Source organism: Streptomyces sp. NPDC101237, assembly GCF_044767465.1.
Classification (GTDB): Bacteria; Actinomycetota; Actinomycetes; order Streptomycetales; family Streptomycetaceae; genus Streptomyces; species Streptomyces gramineus.
Genome location: NZ_JBIWNY010000002.1, coordinates 330409 through 346470, shown reverse-complemented (window position 1 = coordinate 346470; position 16062 = coordinate 330409). Strand labels below are relative to the sequence as shown.

Sequence of the window (16062 nt, the reverse complement as noted above, 5' to 3'; positions counted from 1 at the left end):
GCGCGCGGCATGTCCGTCTCGCAGATTATCGCCGCTCGCGGGGGGTCTCTAAATCAGGGGTCACACCTGAGCGGTGATACCTGTCACATGATGCCGGGTATCCGGGGTTTCGGTGGCACGGCGTGCCGCCCCGGGAACGATGTGCGAGGCCTCACCGGGCTGGGGCAGGCCCGGCGAGGCCTCCGCCCCGGAGGCTGCGCGCCTCCGGGGCCGGACCGGCCGTTCCCCACCCCACGGGGATCGGCCGGTCCTGACCGCGGGGTTCCGGCGGGGACGCGCCGACGGTGTTCGGCCGCCCGCCCCCGGTCACCCCGCGGAGTCAGGCGGAGCGCGCCCCGGCCTGCGGGGCGTTCCGGCGCCGCGAGAGCGTGGGGGCGGGGCCGGCGAACAGGGGCGCGGCCACGTCGGAGACCGGGTCGGAGCCGATCATCGTGGCCGCCCGTCTCTGCAGGGCCTGGGCGTGTGCCCTTGTGGTGGCCTGCGCCCTGGCCGTGGCCCGGGCGGCCCGCGCCGCCCGGGCGCCCTGGATGGCCTGCGCGGCGCGGGCACCGGCCACGGGCGTGCCGGGGAGAGCGCTGATGTTGTCGTTCATGGCGTACGTCAGTCCTTCGGGACTCCGGTGCGTGATCACGCACTCGCGGAGCCGGGAATGCCTCCGGTGGGCCGGAAGCGCGGCTGGGGACATCGCCGTCCGGAGGATCGGGTGTCCCGGACGGGCAGACCTGTTCGGCCTCCGCGCGGCGGTGCCGCGGCGGGCGTGGGCCGGCCGTCCTAGCCGGGGAAGACGGGGATGTCCCGGTACCGGTCCGGGGTCCCGGCCGCGTCGGTGTGCGCGGCGGTACCGGGCACGAGCCGCAGCGGCGCCCGGTCGGCGAAGGTCACGGCGTACGCGTCACCGTGCCGGGCGGAACCGCCGTCGACCACCGACTTGCCCAGCGCGCCGTCCGTGTCTCCGGCGGGCGCGGGGCGGTTCGGTCCGTCGAAGGCGCGGGCGGCACGGTGGCCGCCGGTGTGCGGGTGCGCCGCGGTCCCGGGGACGGGTGCGGCGGCGAGGACGGTGCCCCGCGGCCCGTACGGCACGGCGGTCTTCGCGGCCGTCCTCGTACGGGGGCTGTGGTGCCGGCCCTCCTCCGGTACGGCGGGGCGTGCCGCGGCGGTGCCGGGCGCCGAGCCGGCCGGCACCGGAGCGGAACCGGCGGGCGGCACCGGCACCGGCGGGGCGGTGGAGGTGCCGGGCGGCACCGGAGGCGCGGGCAGCTGTCCGGGCAGCGTGGTCAGGTCCCCCGGGAGGTGCGAGACCTGCCGGACCACCTCACCGAGGCCCTGCGTCACGACCGTGTCCAGGGTCCCGGTCACCGTGGCGGTCACCGTCGTGGTGACGGTCCCGGTCACCGAGCGAACCGTTTCGCCTACGACCGGCACGACCGACAGCACCGGCAGAGCGGGCGGCTTGGAGGTCGCCGCCGGCGCCGTGGAGGTACGGGAAGCCGGGCGAGGCGGGCCCTGCGGGGACGTCGCCCGGCGGCCCGCCGTCGGGTCGGCGGCGGACGGGGGCGCGGCGGCGGTGGCCGTGGCGCGAGGAGCGTTCGCGTGAGGAGCGTCCGTGCGAGCCGCGTCCGTGCGAGGGGTCGTGGTGAGCGGGGTGACGGTGAGCGACGTGGTCGCGTGCGGGGCGAGCGGGTGCGGCGCGGTCGCGCGGGGGACGGCCGTGTCCGGCGCGTCGGTGCGCGGCGCGGCCGTGGGTCGTGCGTCCGTGTGCGGAGGTGCTGCCTCCGGAGGCGTTGCTCCGGCGGGCGTCGTCCGCTCGTCCGTCGTCCGCTCGTCCGTCGTCGTACCGGCGGACGGGAGGAGCTTCTCCACATCCAGCCGGCTCGCCAGGGACGCCGGGGACGGCACCGCGGGGGTCCCCTCCGCCGCGTGCGCCCGGCCTCCGCACAGGAGGGCGAGCGCGACCAGTCCGCCTGCCGGCAACGCCAGCCGCAGTGCGCGCCGGCCCGCCGCCGTACGCGGGGGACGCGCGGCGGGAGCGGGCGGAACGGCTGGCGAGGTCAAGGCGGGGAGGACCCTCCGGTGCGACTGAACGCGGGCGCGAAACGGGAACGCGTGCGCGGCCGGGGTACACGGACCGCCCCGCGGGCGTCGATCCTCGCACGCCCGGCCCGCCGTCGCGCAAGCCCCCCTTACCGACGGGTCATCATGTCCGGTTCACCAGTCCTCTTTGACTCGATGCGGTCTCCTTCACACTGTGTCCGGAACGGGGACGGGCCGCTTCTCGATCGCCGCCGCCATCACCTCGGGGAAGAGGTCGGGCGTGCAGGCGAACGCCGGTGCTCCCAGGGCGGCGAGCGCGGCCGCGTGTTCCCGGTCGTAGGCCGGCGCTCCCTCGTCCGACAGCGCGAGCAGCGCCACGAACTGCACTCCCGAGGCCTTCATCGCCGCGACCCGCTTCAGCATCTCGTCGCGTATCCCGCCCTCGTAGAGGTCGCTGATGAGCACGACGACGGTCTCGGCGGGCCGGGTGATCTGCGACTGGCAGTACGCGAGCGCCCGGTTGATGTCCGTCCCCCCGCCCAGCTGGGTGCCGAACAGGACGTCCACCGGGTCGTCGAGCTGGTCGGTGAGGTCGACCACCGCCGTGTCGAAGACGACGAGCCGGGTGTCGATGGACCGCATGGACGCCAGCACCGCCCCGAACACCGACGCGTACACCACCGAGGCCGCCATCGACCCGGACTGGTCGATGCAGAGCACCACTTGCTTCTTCACCGACCGCGAGGCCCGCCCGTACCCGACGAGCCGCTCCGGCACGATCGTCCGGTACTCGGGCAGGTAGTGCTTGAGGTTGGCCGCGATCGTGCGGTTCCAGTCGATGTCGTGGTGGCGGGGCCGGCTGATCCGGGCGCTGCGGTCCAGGGCGCCGGTGAGGGTGGCCCGGGTGCGGGTGGCCAGCCGCTTCTCCAGGTCCTCGACGACCTTGCGGACGACCGCCCGTGCCGTCTCCTTCGTCGTCTCCGGCATCGCCTTGTTGAGGGAGAGCAGCGTGCCGACCAGGTGCACGTCGGCCTCCACGGCCTCCAGCATCTCGGGCTCCAGCAGCAGCGCGGCCAGTCCCAGCCGGTCGATGGCGTCCCGTTGCATGACCTGGACGACGGAGGACGGGAAGTACGTCCTGATGTCGCCGAGCCAGCGCGCCACCGACGGCGCCGACGCCCCCAGCCCCGCCGCGCGCTCCCGTCCCGACACCGGTCCGTCCCGCTTGCCGTAGAGCGCGGCCAGCGTCCCGTCCATGGCCGCGTCGCGCCCGGACAGTGCGCAGCCGGTCCCCTCGGCGGCCTCGCCGCCGAGCACCAGACGCCAGCGCCGCAGCCGTTCCCGCGCCTCGTCGTCGAGGCCGGTGCCGCCGCCCGTCGGGTCCGCTGTCATCTCCCCACCCCCGTCAGCTCGTCGTCCGCTGTCCTGTCCCCGAGGCCGAGCAGCAGCCGCAGCACCGGCAGGACGGCGGCGGCGCGCTCCTCGTCGGCCTCGGCGGCGAAGCCCGGTGTCCGGCCGGCCGGACCGGGCGCGTCGGCCCGCCGTCCCGGACCGCGGCGCACCAGCTCACCGATCGTCCTGCGCACCCCCGGGTCGTACGCCGAGAACGTCCGCCGCAGCAACGGCAGTACGTCCGTGAAGGCGTCCGGCGGCACTCCCGTGAGCCAGGTGTCGACGAGGCCGAGCAGCCGCTCGTCGTGCACGAGCAGCATTCCGCCGCCGCCCCCTCCGACGAACCCCTCGACCCAGGCCGCCGCCGCCGCGGGCGGTGTCCCCGGCGAGAGCACCAGCCCCATCAGCCGGGCCGCCTCCGCCGGCTCCAGCTCTCCCTCGTCGAGCAGGATGCGCACGGCCCGCCCGCGCAGCACCCCGGGCACGGTGTCCCGTCCGGACAGCGTGCGCAGCACCGCCCGCCAGCGGTCCCGCAGCCCGCGGCCGCCCGGAGCGTCCCCGGCCCCGGGCTCCGCGAGCAGACCCACCGCCGTGTGCACCGCGTCCACGTGGCCCCGCATCTCCTCCGCCGCGTCCGCGTCGAGGGCGGCGCAGGCCGGCGGGAGCCCGACGAAGATCCGCTCGGCGAGGCCCGCGGCCACCTCGGCGAGCGCCCGGGTGTCCGTCCCGCGCACGTCGCCGTAGCGCAGGGAGCGGACCAGGGCCGGGAGTGCCTGGGCGAGCCGGCCGACGTCTGTGTCCAGCGCGGCCCGGTCGGCGAGGGCCCGCATCACGACCGGCAGCGCGTCCGGCAGGCCGGCCAGGAGGCAGAGTTCGGCGAGCGCGGTGACGTCGGCGAGCGCGGTCGCCCGCTCCGCGTCGGCCTCGGCCCTGGCCGTCGCCGCGCCCTCGACGGTCGTTCCCCACACCCCGGCCTCGGCGATCCGCACCGACAGCTCCGGCTCCCAGCGCAGCCGCCAGGCCTCCCGGAACGTGCCCGTGCTCCCCCGCGACTGCGCCTGCTCGCCCCACCCGATGCCGAGCAGCCGCAGCCGGTGCAGCAGCAGGCTGCGCCCGGCGTCGGTCTCCTTGCGCAGGTCGAGCTCCAGCTCCCGCTCCAGCGCCTCCGGCTTGAGCCGGAGCCGGCGCTGTTCCCGGGCCAGGTCGCGCTGCAACGGCACGGCGGGCGCCGACTCCGGCACCTCCCCCAGTACGTCCCCGACCACCAGCCGGTCGTGCACGAGCGCCAGCGGCACGTCCGAGCCCTCGCAGAGCACCGCCCGCACCGCGTCGGTGGTCTCGCCGAGACCGGGCACCGGGCGGCCGCGCATCACCGCGAGGGTCTCGGCCAGCCGTACCGCCTCGATGACGTGGGCCGAGGAGACGATCCGGTCCTCCTCGCGCAGCAGCCCGGCGACCTTGGTGAGCCACCGCTCCACCGGCCGGTCCGGGGCCCGGAACAGGTGCCCGTACCAGCCGGGCGAGTCGATGCCCGCGCCGTATCCGCTCGACCGCGCCAGCCGCCGGTTCGTCCACGGCACCCAGGTCATGTCCGTCCTGACCTTGGGGAGTCCCTTCAGCAGCTCCTTGTCGGCCGCGACGGTGCTCCGCGCGCGCAGGGCCGGCACGTGCCAGGCCCCGCACACCACCGCCACGTCCTCGCCGAACTCCCGCTGTGCCGCCCGCAGCCGGAGCCGCATGTGGGCCTCGCGCACCGGGTCCCGGTCGCGTCCCGTTGTTCCGTAGGTCTCCCGGAGCACCGCCATGGCCTCCGCGACCGCGGTGAACGGCGCGAGCGCGTCCCGCTCCTCCGTCCCGCCGCGGTGCTCGACGACGTCCTCCCACCAGCGCTCGGGGTCGTCGTAGCCGGCGGCCTCGGCGAGGGCGGCGAGAGGGTCGACGCGCAGCCGCCGCTCGGCGTCCGGCGCACCGCCCTCGGCGCGGGGCGCGTCGGCGTCGACGGGGGCGGCCGGTGCCCGCTGCTCCGTCTCCCACGCAAGGGTGTGCGCGGCCGGCAGGTCGATGAACCGGGCCGGGACGCCGTGCTCCAGCGCCCAGCGCAGGGCCACCCATTCAGGACTGAAGTCGGCCAGCGGCCAGAAGGCGGAGCGGCCGGGCTCGTCCACGGCGTGCGCCAGCAGGGCGACCGGGGGCCGCATCCGCGGGTCGGCGGCCAGTGGGATCAGCGCGTCGGCCTCGGGCGGCCCCTCGATGAGCACGGCCTTCGGCCGGCGGGCCCGCAGCGCGGCCCGCACCGCCCGCGCGGAGCCGGGCCCGTGGTGGCGCACCCCCAGGAGCAGCGGCCCGCAGCGCTGCCGCGCCTCGTCGCTCACGCGCTCACCTCCCGGCAGGCGCGGTAGAAGTCCTTCCAGCCGTCCCGCTCGCGGACGACCGTCTCCAGGTACTCCTGCCAGATGACGCGGTCGGCGGCCGGGTCGCGGACGACCGCGCCGAGGAGGCCGGCCGCGACGTCACCGGCCCGCAGCACGCCGTCGCCGAAGTGGGCTGCCAGGGCGAGCCCGTTGGTGACGACGGAGATCGCCTCGGCGGTGGAGAGCGTGCCGCTCGGCGACTTCAGCTTGGTCCGGCCGTCGGCGGTGACGCCGTCGCGCAGCTCCCGGAAGACGGTGACGACCCGGCGGATCTCCTCGATGCCGTCGGGCACGGCGGGCAGGTCGAGGGAGCGGCCGATCTGGTCGACACGGCGCGCGACGATGTCGACCTCGGCGTCCGGGCTCTCCGGCAGCGGCAGGACGACGGTGTTGAAGCGCCGGCGCAGGGCGCTGGAGAGGTCGTTGACACCCCGGTCGCGGTCGTTGGCGGTGGCGATCAGGTTGAACCCGCGGACCGCCTGCACCTCCTGCCCCAGCTCCGGGATCGGCAGGGTCTTCTCGGACAGGATCGTGATCAGGGTGTCCTGCACGTCGGCCGGGATCCGGGTCAGCTCCTCGACCCGTGCCGTCATGCCCTCCGCCATGGCGCGCATGACCGGGCTCGGCACCAGGGCGTGCCGGCTGGGGCCGTTGGCCAGCAGCTGGGCGTAGTCCCACCCGTAGCGGATGGCCTCCTCCGGCGTGCCGGCCGTGCCCTGCACCAGGAGGGTCGAGTCACCGCTGACGGCGGCGGCCAGGTGTTCGGAGACCCAGGTCTTGGCGGTGCCGGGCACGCCGAGCAGGAGCAGGGCGCGGTCCGTGGCGAGCGTGGTGACGGCGACCTCGACGACGCGGCGCGGGCCGACGTACTTGGGTGTGATCACCGTGCCGTCCGGCAGCACGCCACCCAGGAGGTAGGTGGCCACCGCCCAGGGCGACATCCTCCAGCGGGCCGGGCGGGGCCGGTCGTCCTGCGCGGCGAGCGCGGCGAGTTCGTCGGCGAAGGCGTGCTCGGCGTGCGGTCGCAGCGCGCCCTCGGCGGTCGTCGGGTCGGTCGGTTCCACGGACACAGTCATGGCTGAGGCCCCCTCCAGCTCGGCCGGTTCGGATCTGGTGTCCACCGTGCACCACGCCACTGACAATCGCTCTGACCTGCACGGACGCACTCGTCGGGCCGATTGTCAGTGGGGGGATCTACCGTCGGTGGCATGACTCAGCAGGGGGTGCGCTGGAGTGCGGACCAGGTGCTGGCACTGGCTCCTGACGCCGCGTCACGCAAGGCGGGAAGCAAGCTCGGAGCGGCGGGGCCGTGGTCCGGGGCGGGGAGTTGCGAGGAGGGGACTGTATGGGGGCTGTGCAAGGGCAGCGGCAGCAAGCCGTACCAGACGATCGTGGACCTCGCGGACCCGGCCGCTCTCGCCTACAAGTGCAGTTGTCCGAGCCGGAAGTTCCCCTGCAAGCACGCCCTCGGGCTGCTCCTGCTGTGGGCCGGCGAGGACGACACGGTGCCGACGGTGGCGGAGCCGCCGGACTGGGCCGGGCAGTGGATCGCGGGCCGGCGCAAGCGTGCGGAGGACAAACGGCCCGCGGATGACGGGAGTTCCCCGGCCGCCGCCGATCCCGAGGCGGCCCGGCGGCGCGCGGAGCGGCGGGCGGAGCGGATCACGGGGGGCGCCACGGAGCTGGAGCAGCGCCTGGCCGACCTGCTGCGCGGCGGTCTGGCCGCGGCCGAGCAGGCGGGGTACGGGCTGTGGGAGGAGACCGCCGCCCGCATGGTCGACGCGCAGGCGCCCGGACTGGCGGCGCGGGTGAGGGAGTTGGGCGCGATACCGGGTTCCGGGCCCGGCTGGCCGGTGCGGCTGCTGGAGGAATGCGCCCTGCTGCACCTCCTCGACCAGGGCTGGCTGCGCCGCGACGAGCTGCCGGCGGACCTCGCCGCCACGGTCCGCTCCCGTGCCGGCCTGCCCGCTTCGGCGGACGGCCCGCCGGTGCGCGACCGCTGGCTGGTCCTCGCCCAGTACGACACGGCGGACGCGAAGCTGACGACCCGCCGGATCTGGCTGCACGGCGCCGACTCGGGCCGTACGGCGCTGCTCCTCTCCTACGGCGCGGCCGGCCGCGCCCCGGAGCTGGCGCTGCCGGTCGGTCTCGCGCTGGACGCGGAGCTGTCCGCCTACCCGGGCGCGGGCGGGCACCGGGCGGCCCTGGGCGAGCGGTTCGCCGCGCCCGCGCCGCTGCCGGTCCGGCCGCCCGGGATGACCACGGCGCAGGCGACGGCCCGGTACGGGGAGGCGCTGCGGGCCGACCCGTGGCTGGACTCGGTGCCGGTGACCCTGGGCCGGGTGGTGCCGGTGCCGGACGGCGACTCCTGGCAGCTGGCCGACGCGGACGGCGAAGGGGGGCTCCCGCTGTCGCCGCACGCCCGCTCCCGGCCCGGTCTGTGGCGGCTGGTCGCGCTCTCCGGCGGGGCGCCGGTCACCGTCTTCGGCGAGTGCGGCCACCGCGGCTTCACCCCGCTGACGGCCTGGCCCGAGCACGCGGGCGACGCGGTGCCGCTGTGCTGACCCCACCGGCCGGCATGTTCCGACCCGACCCGAATCCGCAGAGGAGATCCCGGTGACCGCTTGGGAAGATCTCGTCACCACGGCCCTGCTGGGCACCGACCGGCGTCCGCCCGCGGCCGACGGCTCCGGCCGGGCGGCTCCGGTGGCCGTGCTGGACGAGGCCGCCGTGGCGACCGTGCGCCGACGGGCCGGGCTGCGGCCCGCGCGGGCCGCGGCCCGGCCGCAGGCGGCTCCCGGGGACCCGCGGCCCGCGCTGCCGGCCGCCGCCGCGCGCAGGCTGGCGATGCTGCTGTCCGACCGGCCCGGCACCGGCACCGGCGGTCGCAGGGGCACCTCGCCCGACCTCATGGAGCTGCTGCCCCAGTGGCTCGCGGCGGCCAACGCGCGCGGGTTCGCCGCGCCCCCGCAGACACTGCCCGCGCTGCTGGACGCGGCCCGCGGCCGTACCGACCTGCGGCCCGCCGCGCTGGCCTTCGCGGGGCCGCGCGCGCTGTGGCTGGCCCGGTTCAACCAGGACTGGCGGTTCGCCCTGCGCGCGGCCCCGGGCGGCGGCGCGAGCCTGCCCGGGGCCGAGGACACCGACGGGACGCGGCGGCTGTGGCAGGAGGGCCTGTTCGCCGAGCGGGTGGCGCTGCTGGCGGCGCTGCGGGCCCGTGCGCCCGAGGCGGCGCGTGAGCTGCTGGCCGGGACCTGGGCCACGGAGCGGGCGGAGGACCGGCTGATGTTCCTCGACTCGCTGCGCGCCGGCCTGGCCGCCGGGGACGAGCCGTTCCTGGAGCTGGCGCTGTCGGACCGGAGCCGCAACGTACGGACGACGGCCGCGGAACTGCTGTCCACGCTCCCGGGCTCGGCTCTGGCGGGGCGGATGGCGGTGCGGGCCGCGGCGTGCGTGGCGGTCGACCGGACGGGAGGCGGACCGGTGATCGCGGTGGAGGCCCCGCCGGAGTGCGATGCGGGCATGGAGCGGGACGGAGTGGTGGCGAGACCGCCGGCCGGCCGCGGAGAACGGTCGTGGTGGCTGGGCCAGTTGGTGGAGGCGGCGCCGCTCGCGACCTGGCCGGTGCGGCTCGGCGGCCGTACTCCGGCACAGATCGTGGCGCTTCCGGTCGCGGACGGCTGGCAGGGGGAGCTGCACGCGGCCTGGTGCCGGGCCGCGGTACGGCAGGGGGACGCCGAGTGGGCCAGGGCGCTGCTCGGGGTTCCGGCGGCGCCGGAGGCGGGCGGTCCCGGCGCGGTGTCCCTGGCCGAGCGGGCCAGGCTGCTGGGGACGCTGGAGGGCGCCGAGCGGGCCGGGTGGGTGGCCGGGTTCATCGCGGCGCACGGTCTGTCGGAGGCGTTCCAGTTGCTCGGTGTGTGCGCCGTCCCGTGGTCGGCGCCGCTCGGCCGGTCCGTGGTGGACGCGCTGAACATCGCGCGGGACGCCGGGAGTTACCCGTGGAGCTTCAGCGGGGTCATGGGCCTGGCCGAGCGCTGCCTGGATCCAGCGGAGGCGGGCCGGCTGGATTCGCTGCTGGCGGTGCCGGACGAGGGCGAGGACGCGTCACCGGGTGCCGGCGGGTACTGGGCGGAGGCGTTCCAGCGGCTCGCGACGACATTGCGGCTGCGGGCGGTGATGCTGGAGGAACTGGGCCCGGTCGCGGGCTGAGTCCGCGGCTCCCCGGCGGCGGTGCCCGGGGGAAGCCGTGACGCGGACGCGGCTCATGCCTGCGAGGGCTGCCGGACGTTCTCCCGTACCCACTCCACGATCGACGTCGTCGTCGCGCCCGGTGTGAAGATCGCGGCGACGCCCTTGTCCTTGAGCGGGGCGATGTCGTCCTCGGGGATGATGCCGCCGCCGAAGACGAGGATGTCCTCGGCCTCGCGCTCCCTGAGGAGGTCGATCACCGCGGCGAACAGGGTGTTGTGGGCGCCGGAGAGAATGGACAGGCCGATCGCGTCGGCGTCCTCCTGGACGGCCGTGTCGACGATCTGCTCCGGCGTCTGGTGGAGCCCGGTGTAGATGACCTCCATGCCCGCATCGCGCAGCGCCCGCGCGATGACCTTGGCCCCGCGGTCGTGGCCGTCGAGCCCCGGTTTGGCCACCACCACGCGGATCGGACCGGCTGCCACACCCATCACTGCCTCCATGACCACGAACGAACACGCCAGGATGCGTGCGTACCGAGAAGTACCGCACCTTCGACGCGTTCCGCCACCCGTCTCCAGTGAACGAACGTTATCTCCAGCATCCCGCAACCGGCAGTTTCGCGGAGGTTACCGAGGGGGAAATCACACAGTGTGGGACACGTCAGGGAGCCGCAGCGTGGTCCGCGGGGGCGACTGGGGCACGCGATGCGGCCCGTCGTCGTACCCGCGCCGCCTCCGCTCGGCCTCCCATAAGGGCACACAGGGGACAGAGCCGTCCGCCGTGCGCCGACAGGAGGTCGGCCGATGAAGGTCACCGGGGTGATCGAGCCCTTGCTCCCGCTGTGCCGCCGTCTGCTGCCGGACCGGCTCGCCGGTCTGTCGCTGGCGCTGCTGAAGTCGACCGCGCTGGAAGCCGCCATCCTGGCCGGGCACCTGCTCCTCTACCCGACCGGCCTCACCCCGGAGCGCCGCTCCCCCGCCCTGCCCGTCCCGCGTGACGGCACGGCCCTGCTGCCGGTCCCCACGGCGCCGCCGGTCGTGCTGCTGCACGGGTTCATCGACAACCGCTCGGTGTTCGTCCTGCTGCGCCGCGCGCTCGCCCAGCACGGCGGCCAGCGCGTGGAATCGCTCAACTACTCCCCGCTGACCTGCGACATCCGTACCGCCGCCGGTCTGCTGGGCCGGCACATCGAGGAGATCTGCCAGCGCACCGGCAGCCGCCGGGTCGACATCGTCGGGCACAGCCTGGGCGGCCTGATCGCCCGCTACTACGTGCAGCGGCTCGGCGGCGACTACCGCGTCCGCACCCTGGTGACCCTAGGCACCCCGCACGCCGGGACCCGGGTCGTGCCGCTCGCGGACGCGCACCCGATCGTCCGGCAGATGCGTCCGGGCTCGGAGGTCATCGAGGAGCTGGCGCAGCCCGCGCCCGGCTGCCGCACCCGGTTCGTCGGCTTCTGGAGCGACCTCGACTCGCTGATGGAACCGGTGGAGACGGCCCGGATCGACCACCCGGACCTCATGGCGACGAACGTGCAGGTGACCGGCGTCGGCCACCTCGCGCTGCCGGTCCACCCGGCGGTCGCGACCGGCATACGGCAGGCGCTGGACGAGGTGCAGCCGCGGGAGCGGGTCGCGGCTGACCTGACGGTGGCCTGACGGCGAACGGAGAGCGAACCGGGCGAGGCCGGGCATTCGACTCGGTTCGGGCGGCCCACGACGGCCGGGCAACCCCGATGCGGACCCGCCAATCTCGAACACTCATCGAACACAAGGCCAAACCCGCGCCCGTCGTCCCCCGAAACACGGCCGAATGCCCGTTTCCCGAAACCACGAAACCTGCGGAAGATTGTCGCGCCCGTATACCGCCGGGTACAGTCGCCGCACTGCTCTGGCAGCCCCTGTTGTCGAGGCGAAAGAGAAGTTGGTGAACGACCGTCACCCGTCGGGGACCATGACCACCCCGGCCCCGGTTTCCGACGCCGGCCAGGCGCACTACGCGCCGTACGGCACCCAGGAAGCCCAGTACGGCGACTTCACCACGTCCGGCGACCACACCACCACCGGCACGGCGTTCCACAGCGACCCGCTCTTCGGGCATCTCCCGGGCGAGGCCCAGGCCACCGGCGCGTACGACACCACGCAGTGGCAGACGGCCGGCGACCACACCCTGAACTACGACCCGTACGCGGCCCAGCACCAGGCCGCCTACGACTCCGGCGCCTACGACAGCACCACCTGGACCGTCCCTCCGCAGGCGGCACCCGCGGCCCAGGCGACGACGGGCGACGGCAGCGGCCACTGGGACGCGAACGCCTGGCTCCCGCCCGACCAGGCGACGACGGCCGGCGCGACCCAGCAGTGGGAGTGGGGCACCCAGGTCTTCGACACCGGCGCGTACGACGCCACGCAGTGGAACTCCGACGGCACCCCGGCGCAGCAGCCGGAGCCGGACCCGCAGCACGAGCCGTACCCCGCCGACTCCTTGGACACGTCGGCGACCGAGATGTTCGAGCACGTCGCCTATGACGAGTTCGAGGAGTTCGCGGCGGCGCCGGAAGGCTCCGCGGACGCCGGGGAACCGGCCGCGACCGGCGAGCTGCCCATGGTGGCGCCCCTGCTGGAGGACCAGGAGGAGAGGACGCCGGCCGCGACACGCTCCGGCGCGCGCACCGGGTCCCGCTCCCGCCGTCGTACGCCCCCCAAGCGCTCCGCGCTGCTGACCATCGCCGTCCCGTCGGCCTGTGTGATGGGGGTCGCCGGGATCGCGGCGGCGTCCGTGGGCAACCTGACCGGCGACGGCCAGGAGACCACCGCCTCCGCCTCGGACGCGCAGTCGGTGAAGCCGTCCGCCGCCAACAGCAAGCTGGACGCCCAGCTCAGGACGCTCTCGGCCGGCGCCGACGACTTCGCCGACCGGGCCAGCCGGACCCAGGAGCGCATCGACCTCAAGACCCAGCAGGAGGCCGAGAAGAAGAAGGCGGCGGCGGAGGCGGCCCGCAAGGAGCGGCTGCGCCCCAAGTACGTCCTCCCGGTCACCCAGCGAGGGCTCAGCGCCTACTTCGGCCAGGCCGGCGTGAACTGGATGTCCGTCCACACGGGCATCGACTTCCCCGTCTCCTACGGCACGACCGTCATGGCCGCGACCGACGGAGTCGTCTCCACCAAGTGGAACAGCGCCTACGGCAACATGATGATCGTGACGGCGAAGGACGGCACGGAGACCTGGTACTGCCACCTCTCGTCGTACCGCGTCGCCTCCGGCACCATCGTGAAGGCCGGCGATCCGGTCGCGTACTCCGGGAACTCCGGGAACTCGACCGGCCCGCACCTGCACTTCGAGGTCAGGCCGGCGGGCGGCGCCGCCATAGACCCGCTGCCGTGGCTGCGCAGCCACGGACTCGACCCGACCTGACCCACCCTCTCGGTCCCGGCCGACGAGCCCCGCTCACGGCGGCGGGGCCCGGCGTTCGCGCGCGGCGCGCGCGGTTACAGCTTCTCGACCGGCGCGTACCGCAGCAGCAGCCGCTTCGGCTTGGTGTCGCCGAAGTCGATCGTCGCCTCCTCGTTGCCGCCCGTGCCCTTCACCGCGACGACCGTGCCGAGACCGAACTGGTCATGGGTGACGCGGTCGCCGACGGCCAGCGAGACCACCGGCTTCTCCGCGCTCCGCCGGGTGGCGAAACCGGAGCCGCCGGACGCCGAGGATCGCGAACGGGTCGAGGAGAGCGAGGACGCCACGCCGGACACGGGCCCGGAGGAGACCGGCGCCGTCGCACCGGTCCGCTTCCACTCCAGATACCCGGCCGGGATCTCCTCCAGGAAGCGCGAGGGCGGGTTGTACGACGGCTGGCCCCAGGCGCTGCGCATCGTCGACCGCGTGAGGTACAGCCGCTCACGCGCGCGCGTGATGCCTACGTACGCGAGGCGCCGCTCCTCCTCCAGCTCCTTGGTCTGGCCGAGGGCCCGCATGTGCGGGAAGACGCCGTCCTCCATGCCGGTGAGGAAGACCACCGGGAATTCGAGGCCCTTGGCGGTGTGCAGGGTCATCAGCGTGATGACACCGGAGCCGTCCTCGTCCTCGTCGGGGATCTGGTCGGAGTCGGCGACCAGCGCCACCCGCTCCAGGAAGTCCGACAGTCCGCCGGACGCCTCGTCGGCGCCGGACTCCTGCTCGAACTCCAGCGCCACGGAGGCGAGTTCCTGGAGGTTCTCGATCCGGGTCTCGTCCTGCGGGTCGGTGGAGGCCTGCAGCTCGGCGAGGTAGCCGGTGCGCTCCAGGATCGCCTCCAGGACCGTGGCGGGTCCGGCTCCGGACTCCACGACCGTGCGGAGGTCCTCCATCAGCGTGTTGAACCGCTTGACCGCGTTGGTCGAGCGCGCGGCCATGCCGTACGCCTCGTCGACGCGCTTGAGCGCCTGCGGGAAGCTGATCTTCTCGCGCTGGGCGAGGGCGTCGATCATCGCCTCCGCGCGGTCGCCGATGCCGCGCTTGGGCACGTTGAGGATCCGCCGCAGCGGGACGGAGTCCTCCGGGTTGGCCAGCACCCGCAGGTACGCCAGGACGTCCCGGACCTCCTTGCGCTCGTAGAAGCGGACGCCGCCGACGACCTTGTAGGGCAGGCCGACGCGGATGAAGATCTCCTCGAAGACGCGGGACTGGGCGTTGGTGCGGTAGAAGACGGCGACGTCGCCGGCCTTCGCCTCGCCCGCGTCGGTCAGACGGTCTATCTCCTCGGCGACGAACTGTGCCTCGTCGTGCTCGGTGTCGGCGACGTAACCGGTGATCTGCGCGCCCGCGCCCGCGTTGGTCCACAGGTTCTTCGGGCGGCGGGACTCGTTGCGCTCGATGACCGCGTTGGCGGCGGAGAGGATCGTCTGGGTGGAGCGGTAGTTCTGCTCCAGGAGGATCGTCGTCGCGTTCGGGTAGTCCTCCTCGAACTGGAGGATGTTGCGGATCGTCGCGCCCCGGAAGGCGTAGATCGACTGGTCGGCGTCACCGACGACGCACAGTTCGGCGGGCGGCAGGTCGTGCTCGGCGGGCGGTACGTCCTCGGCGTGGCCGCCGGTGCCGACCAGCTCGCGCACGAGCGCGTACTGGGCGTGGTTGGTGTCCTGGTACTCGTCGACCATGACGTGCCGGAAGCGGCGGCGGTAGTGCTCGGCGACGTCCGGGAAGGCCCGCAGCAGGTTGACCGTCGTCATGATCAGGTCGTCGAAGTCGAGGGCGTTCGCCTCGCGCAGCCGTGACTGGTAGAGGGCGTAGGCCTGGGCGAGGGTCTTCTCGAACCCGTCGGTGGCCTGCGCGGCGAAGTCCTCCTCGTCGATCAGCTCGTTCTTGAGGTTGCTGATCTTGGCACTGAAGGACTTGGGCGGGAAGCGCTTGGGGTCGAGGTCCAGGTCGCGGCAGACCAGGGCCATCAGTCGCTTGGAGTCGGCCGCGTCGTAGATCGAGAAGGAGGAGGTGAAGCCGAGTTTCTTGCTCTCCCTGCGCAGGATCCGCACGCACGCGCTGTGGAAGGTCATGACCCACATCGCGTTCGCGCGCGGGCCGACGAGCTGCTCGACGCGCTCCTTCATCTCGCCCGCGGCCTTGTTGGTGAAGGTGATCGCGAGGATCTGGCCCGGGTGCACGTGGCGGGCGCCGAGCAGGTGCGCGATGCGGTGGGTGAGCACGCGCGTCTTGCCGGAACCGGCGCCGGCCACGATGAGCAGCGGGGAGCCGGCGTGCACGACGGCGGCACGCTGGTTCTCGTTCAGCCCCTCCAGGAGCGCGGCCGGGTCCGGGGCAGGCCGGGCGGCGCCGTCGCGGTAGTAGGCGTCCCGGTCCGGAGGCGCGTCGAACTGTCCGCCGAACAGGTCGTCCGGAACCGGCTCCGGTCCGTGCTCGTCCTCGGGCGGCGGCGGGGGTTCCTCCTCGTGGCCGCGCGGGGGCTGGAGGCTCGCCAGGAAGCTGTCGTCAAAGAGGCTGCTCATCGCTCTCCGAGTCTAGGGCGCCCCACTGACAACCGGTCCCCACCCCGCAAACTCGTCCCGGT

11 protein-coding genes are annotated in these 16062 nt (G+C 74.6%); 4 read left to right on the top strand and 7 right to left on the bottom strand.

Features of this window, described 5'->3' with window-relative positions:
- Positions 1-319: 319 nt before the first annotated feature.
- From ACIRQ9_RS04585 to ACIRQ9_RS04565, 5 genes are all read right to left on the bottom strand, one after another.
- Positions 320-592, bottom strand: coding sequence for a hypothetical protein (locus tag ACIRQ9_RS04585; protein WP_404167067.1), 273 nt, complete (start codon positions 590-592; stop codon positions 320-322).
- Between the two features lie 179 nt (positions 593-771).
- Positions 772-2052 carry a hypothetical protein gene (locus ACIRQ9_RS04580; protein ID WP_404167065.1) on the bottom strand — a complete coding sequence of 427 codons (1281 nt, stop codon included), beginning with the start codon at positions 2050-2052 and terminating at the stop codon, positions 772-774.
- Between the two features lie 186 nt (positions 2053-2238).
- On the bottom strand, positions 2239-3423 hold the full coding sequence (locus tag ACIRQ9_RS04575; RefSeq protein ID WP_404167063.1) for a VWA domain-containing protein: 1185 nt from the start codon (positions 3421-3423) through the stop codon (positions 2239-2241).
- Entirely contained in the window at positions 3420-5795 is a 2376-nt protein-coding gene (locus ACIRQ9_RS04570; protein WP_404167061.1) for a DUF5682 family protein, read from the bottom strand. The genes ACIRQ9_RS04575 and ACIRQ9_RS04570 overlap by 4 nt, the downstream gene beginning before the upstream one ends.
- Entirely contained in the window at positions 5792-6910 is a 1119-nt protein-coding gene (locus ACIRQ9_RS04565) for an AAA family ATPase (protein ID WP_404167059.1), read from the bottom strand. Before ACIRQ9_RS04565 ends, ACIRQ9_RS04570 begins: the two co-directional genes overlap by 4 nt.
- Positions 6911-7042: 132 nt before the next feature.
- Between ACIRQ9_RS04565 and ACIRQ9_RS04560 the strand changes: the two genes are divergently transcribed.
- Together ACIRQ9_RS04560 and ACIRQ9_RS04555 are read left to right on the top strand one after the other, a co-directional pair.
- On the top strand, positions 7043-8398 hold the full coding sequence (locus ACIRQ9_RS04560) for an SWIM zinc finger family protein (protein ID WP_404167057.1): 1356 nt from the start codon (positions 7043-7045) through the stop codon (positions 8396-8398).
- Between the two features lie 46 nt (positions 8399-8444).
- Entirely contained in the window at positions 8445-10043 is a 1599-nt protein-coding gene (locus ACIRQ9_RS04555) for a DUF5691 domain-containing protein (protein ID WP_404167518.1), read from the top strand.
- Between the two features lie 53 nt (positions 10044-10096).
- Here the strand turns inward: ACIRQ9_RS04555 and ACIRQ9_RS04550 are convergent, their stop codons facing one another.
- A complete protein-coding gene (locus tag ACIRQ9_RS04550) occupies positions 10097-10513 on the bottom strand; it encodes a cobalamin B12-binding domain-containing protein (protein ID WP_404167055.1) in 417 nt (138 codons plus the stop codon).
- Positions 10514-10828: 315 nt separating this feature from the next.
- On the opposite strand from ACIRQ9_RS04550, the gene ACIRQ9_RS04545 reads away from it, so the two are divergent.
- Together ACIRQ9_RS04545 and ACIRQ9_RS04540 are read left to right on the top strand one after the other, a co-directional pair.
- The gene (locus tag ACIRQ9_RS04545; protein ID WP_404167053.1) at positions 10829-11683 is read left to right on the top strand and encodes an esterase/lipase family protein; all 855 of its coding nucleotides are present in this window, start codon (positions 10829-10831) and stop codon (positions 11681-11683) included.
- 268 nt (positions 11684-11951) lie between these two features.
- Complete coding sequence (locus tag ACIRQ9_RS04540) at positions 11952-13439, top strand: M23 family metallopeptidase (RefSeq protein ID WP_404167051.1); 1488 nt, start codon at positions 11952-11954, stop codon at positions 13437-13439.
- A gap of 74 nt (positions 13440-13513) precedes the next feature.
- Here the strand turns inward: ACIRQ9_RS04540 and pcrA are convergent, their stop codons facing one another.
- Positions 13514-16000 (bottom strand): DNA helicase PcrA, encoded by a 2487-nt coding sequence (gene pcrA, locus ACIRQ9_RS04535; protein WP_404167049.1) that lies wholly within the window; start codon positions 15998-16000, stop codon positions 13514-13516.
- Positions 16001-16062 lie beyond the last annotated feature (62 nt).

Coding starts and splice junctions, on each gene's coding strand:
- ACIRQ9_RS04585 (WP_404167067.1), bottom strand. CDS start 592: ATGAACGACAACATCAGCGCTCTCCCCGGCACGCCCGTGGCCGGTGCC.
- ACIRQ9_RS04575 (WP_404167063.1), bottom strand. CDS start 3,423: ATGACAGCGGACCCGACGGGCGGCGGCACCGGCCTCGACGACGAGGCG.
- ACIRQ9_RS04565 (WP_404167059.1), bottom strand. CDS start 6,910: ATGACTGTGTCCGTGGAACCGACCGACCCGACGACCGCCGAGGGCGCG.
- ACIRQ9_RS04560 (WP_404167057.1), top strand. CDS start 7,043: ATGACTCAGCAGGGGGTGCGCTGGAGTGCGGACCAGGTGCTGGCACTG.
- ACIRQ9_RS04550 (WP_404167055.1), bottom strand. CDS start 10,513: ATGGGTGTGGCAGCCGGTCCGATCCGCGTGGTGGTGGCCAAACCGGGG.
- ACIRQ9_RS04545 (WP_404167053.1), top strand. CDS start 10,829: ATGAAGGTCACCGGGGTGATCGAGCCCTTGCTCCCGCTGTGCCGCCGT.
- pcrA (WP_404167049.1), bottom strand. CDS start 16,000: ATGAGCAGCCTCTTTGACGACAGCTTCCTGGCGAGCCTCCAGCCCCCG.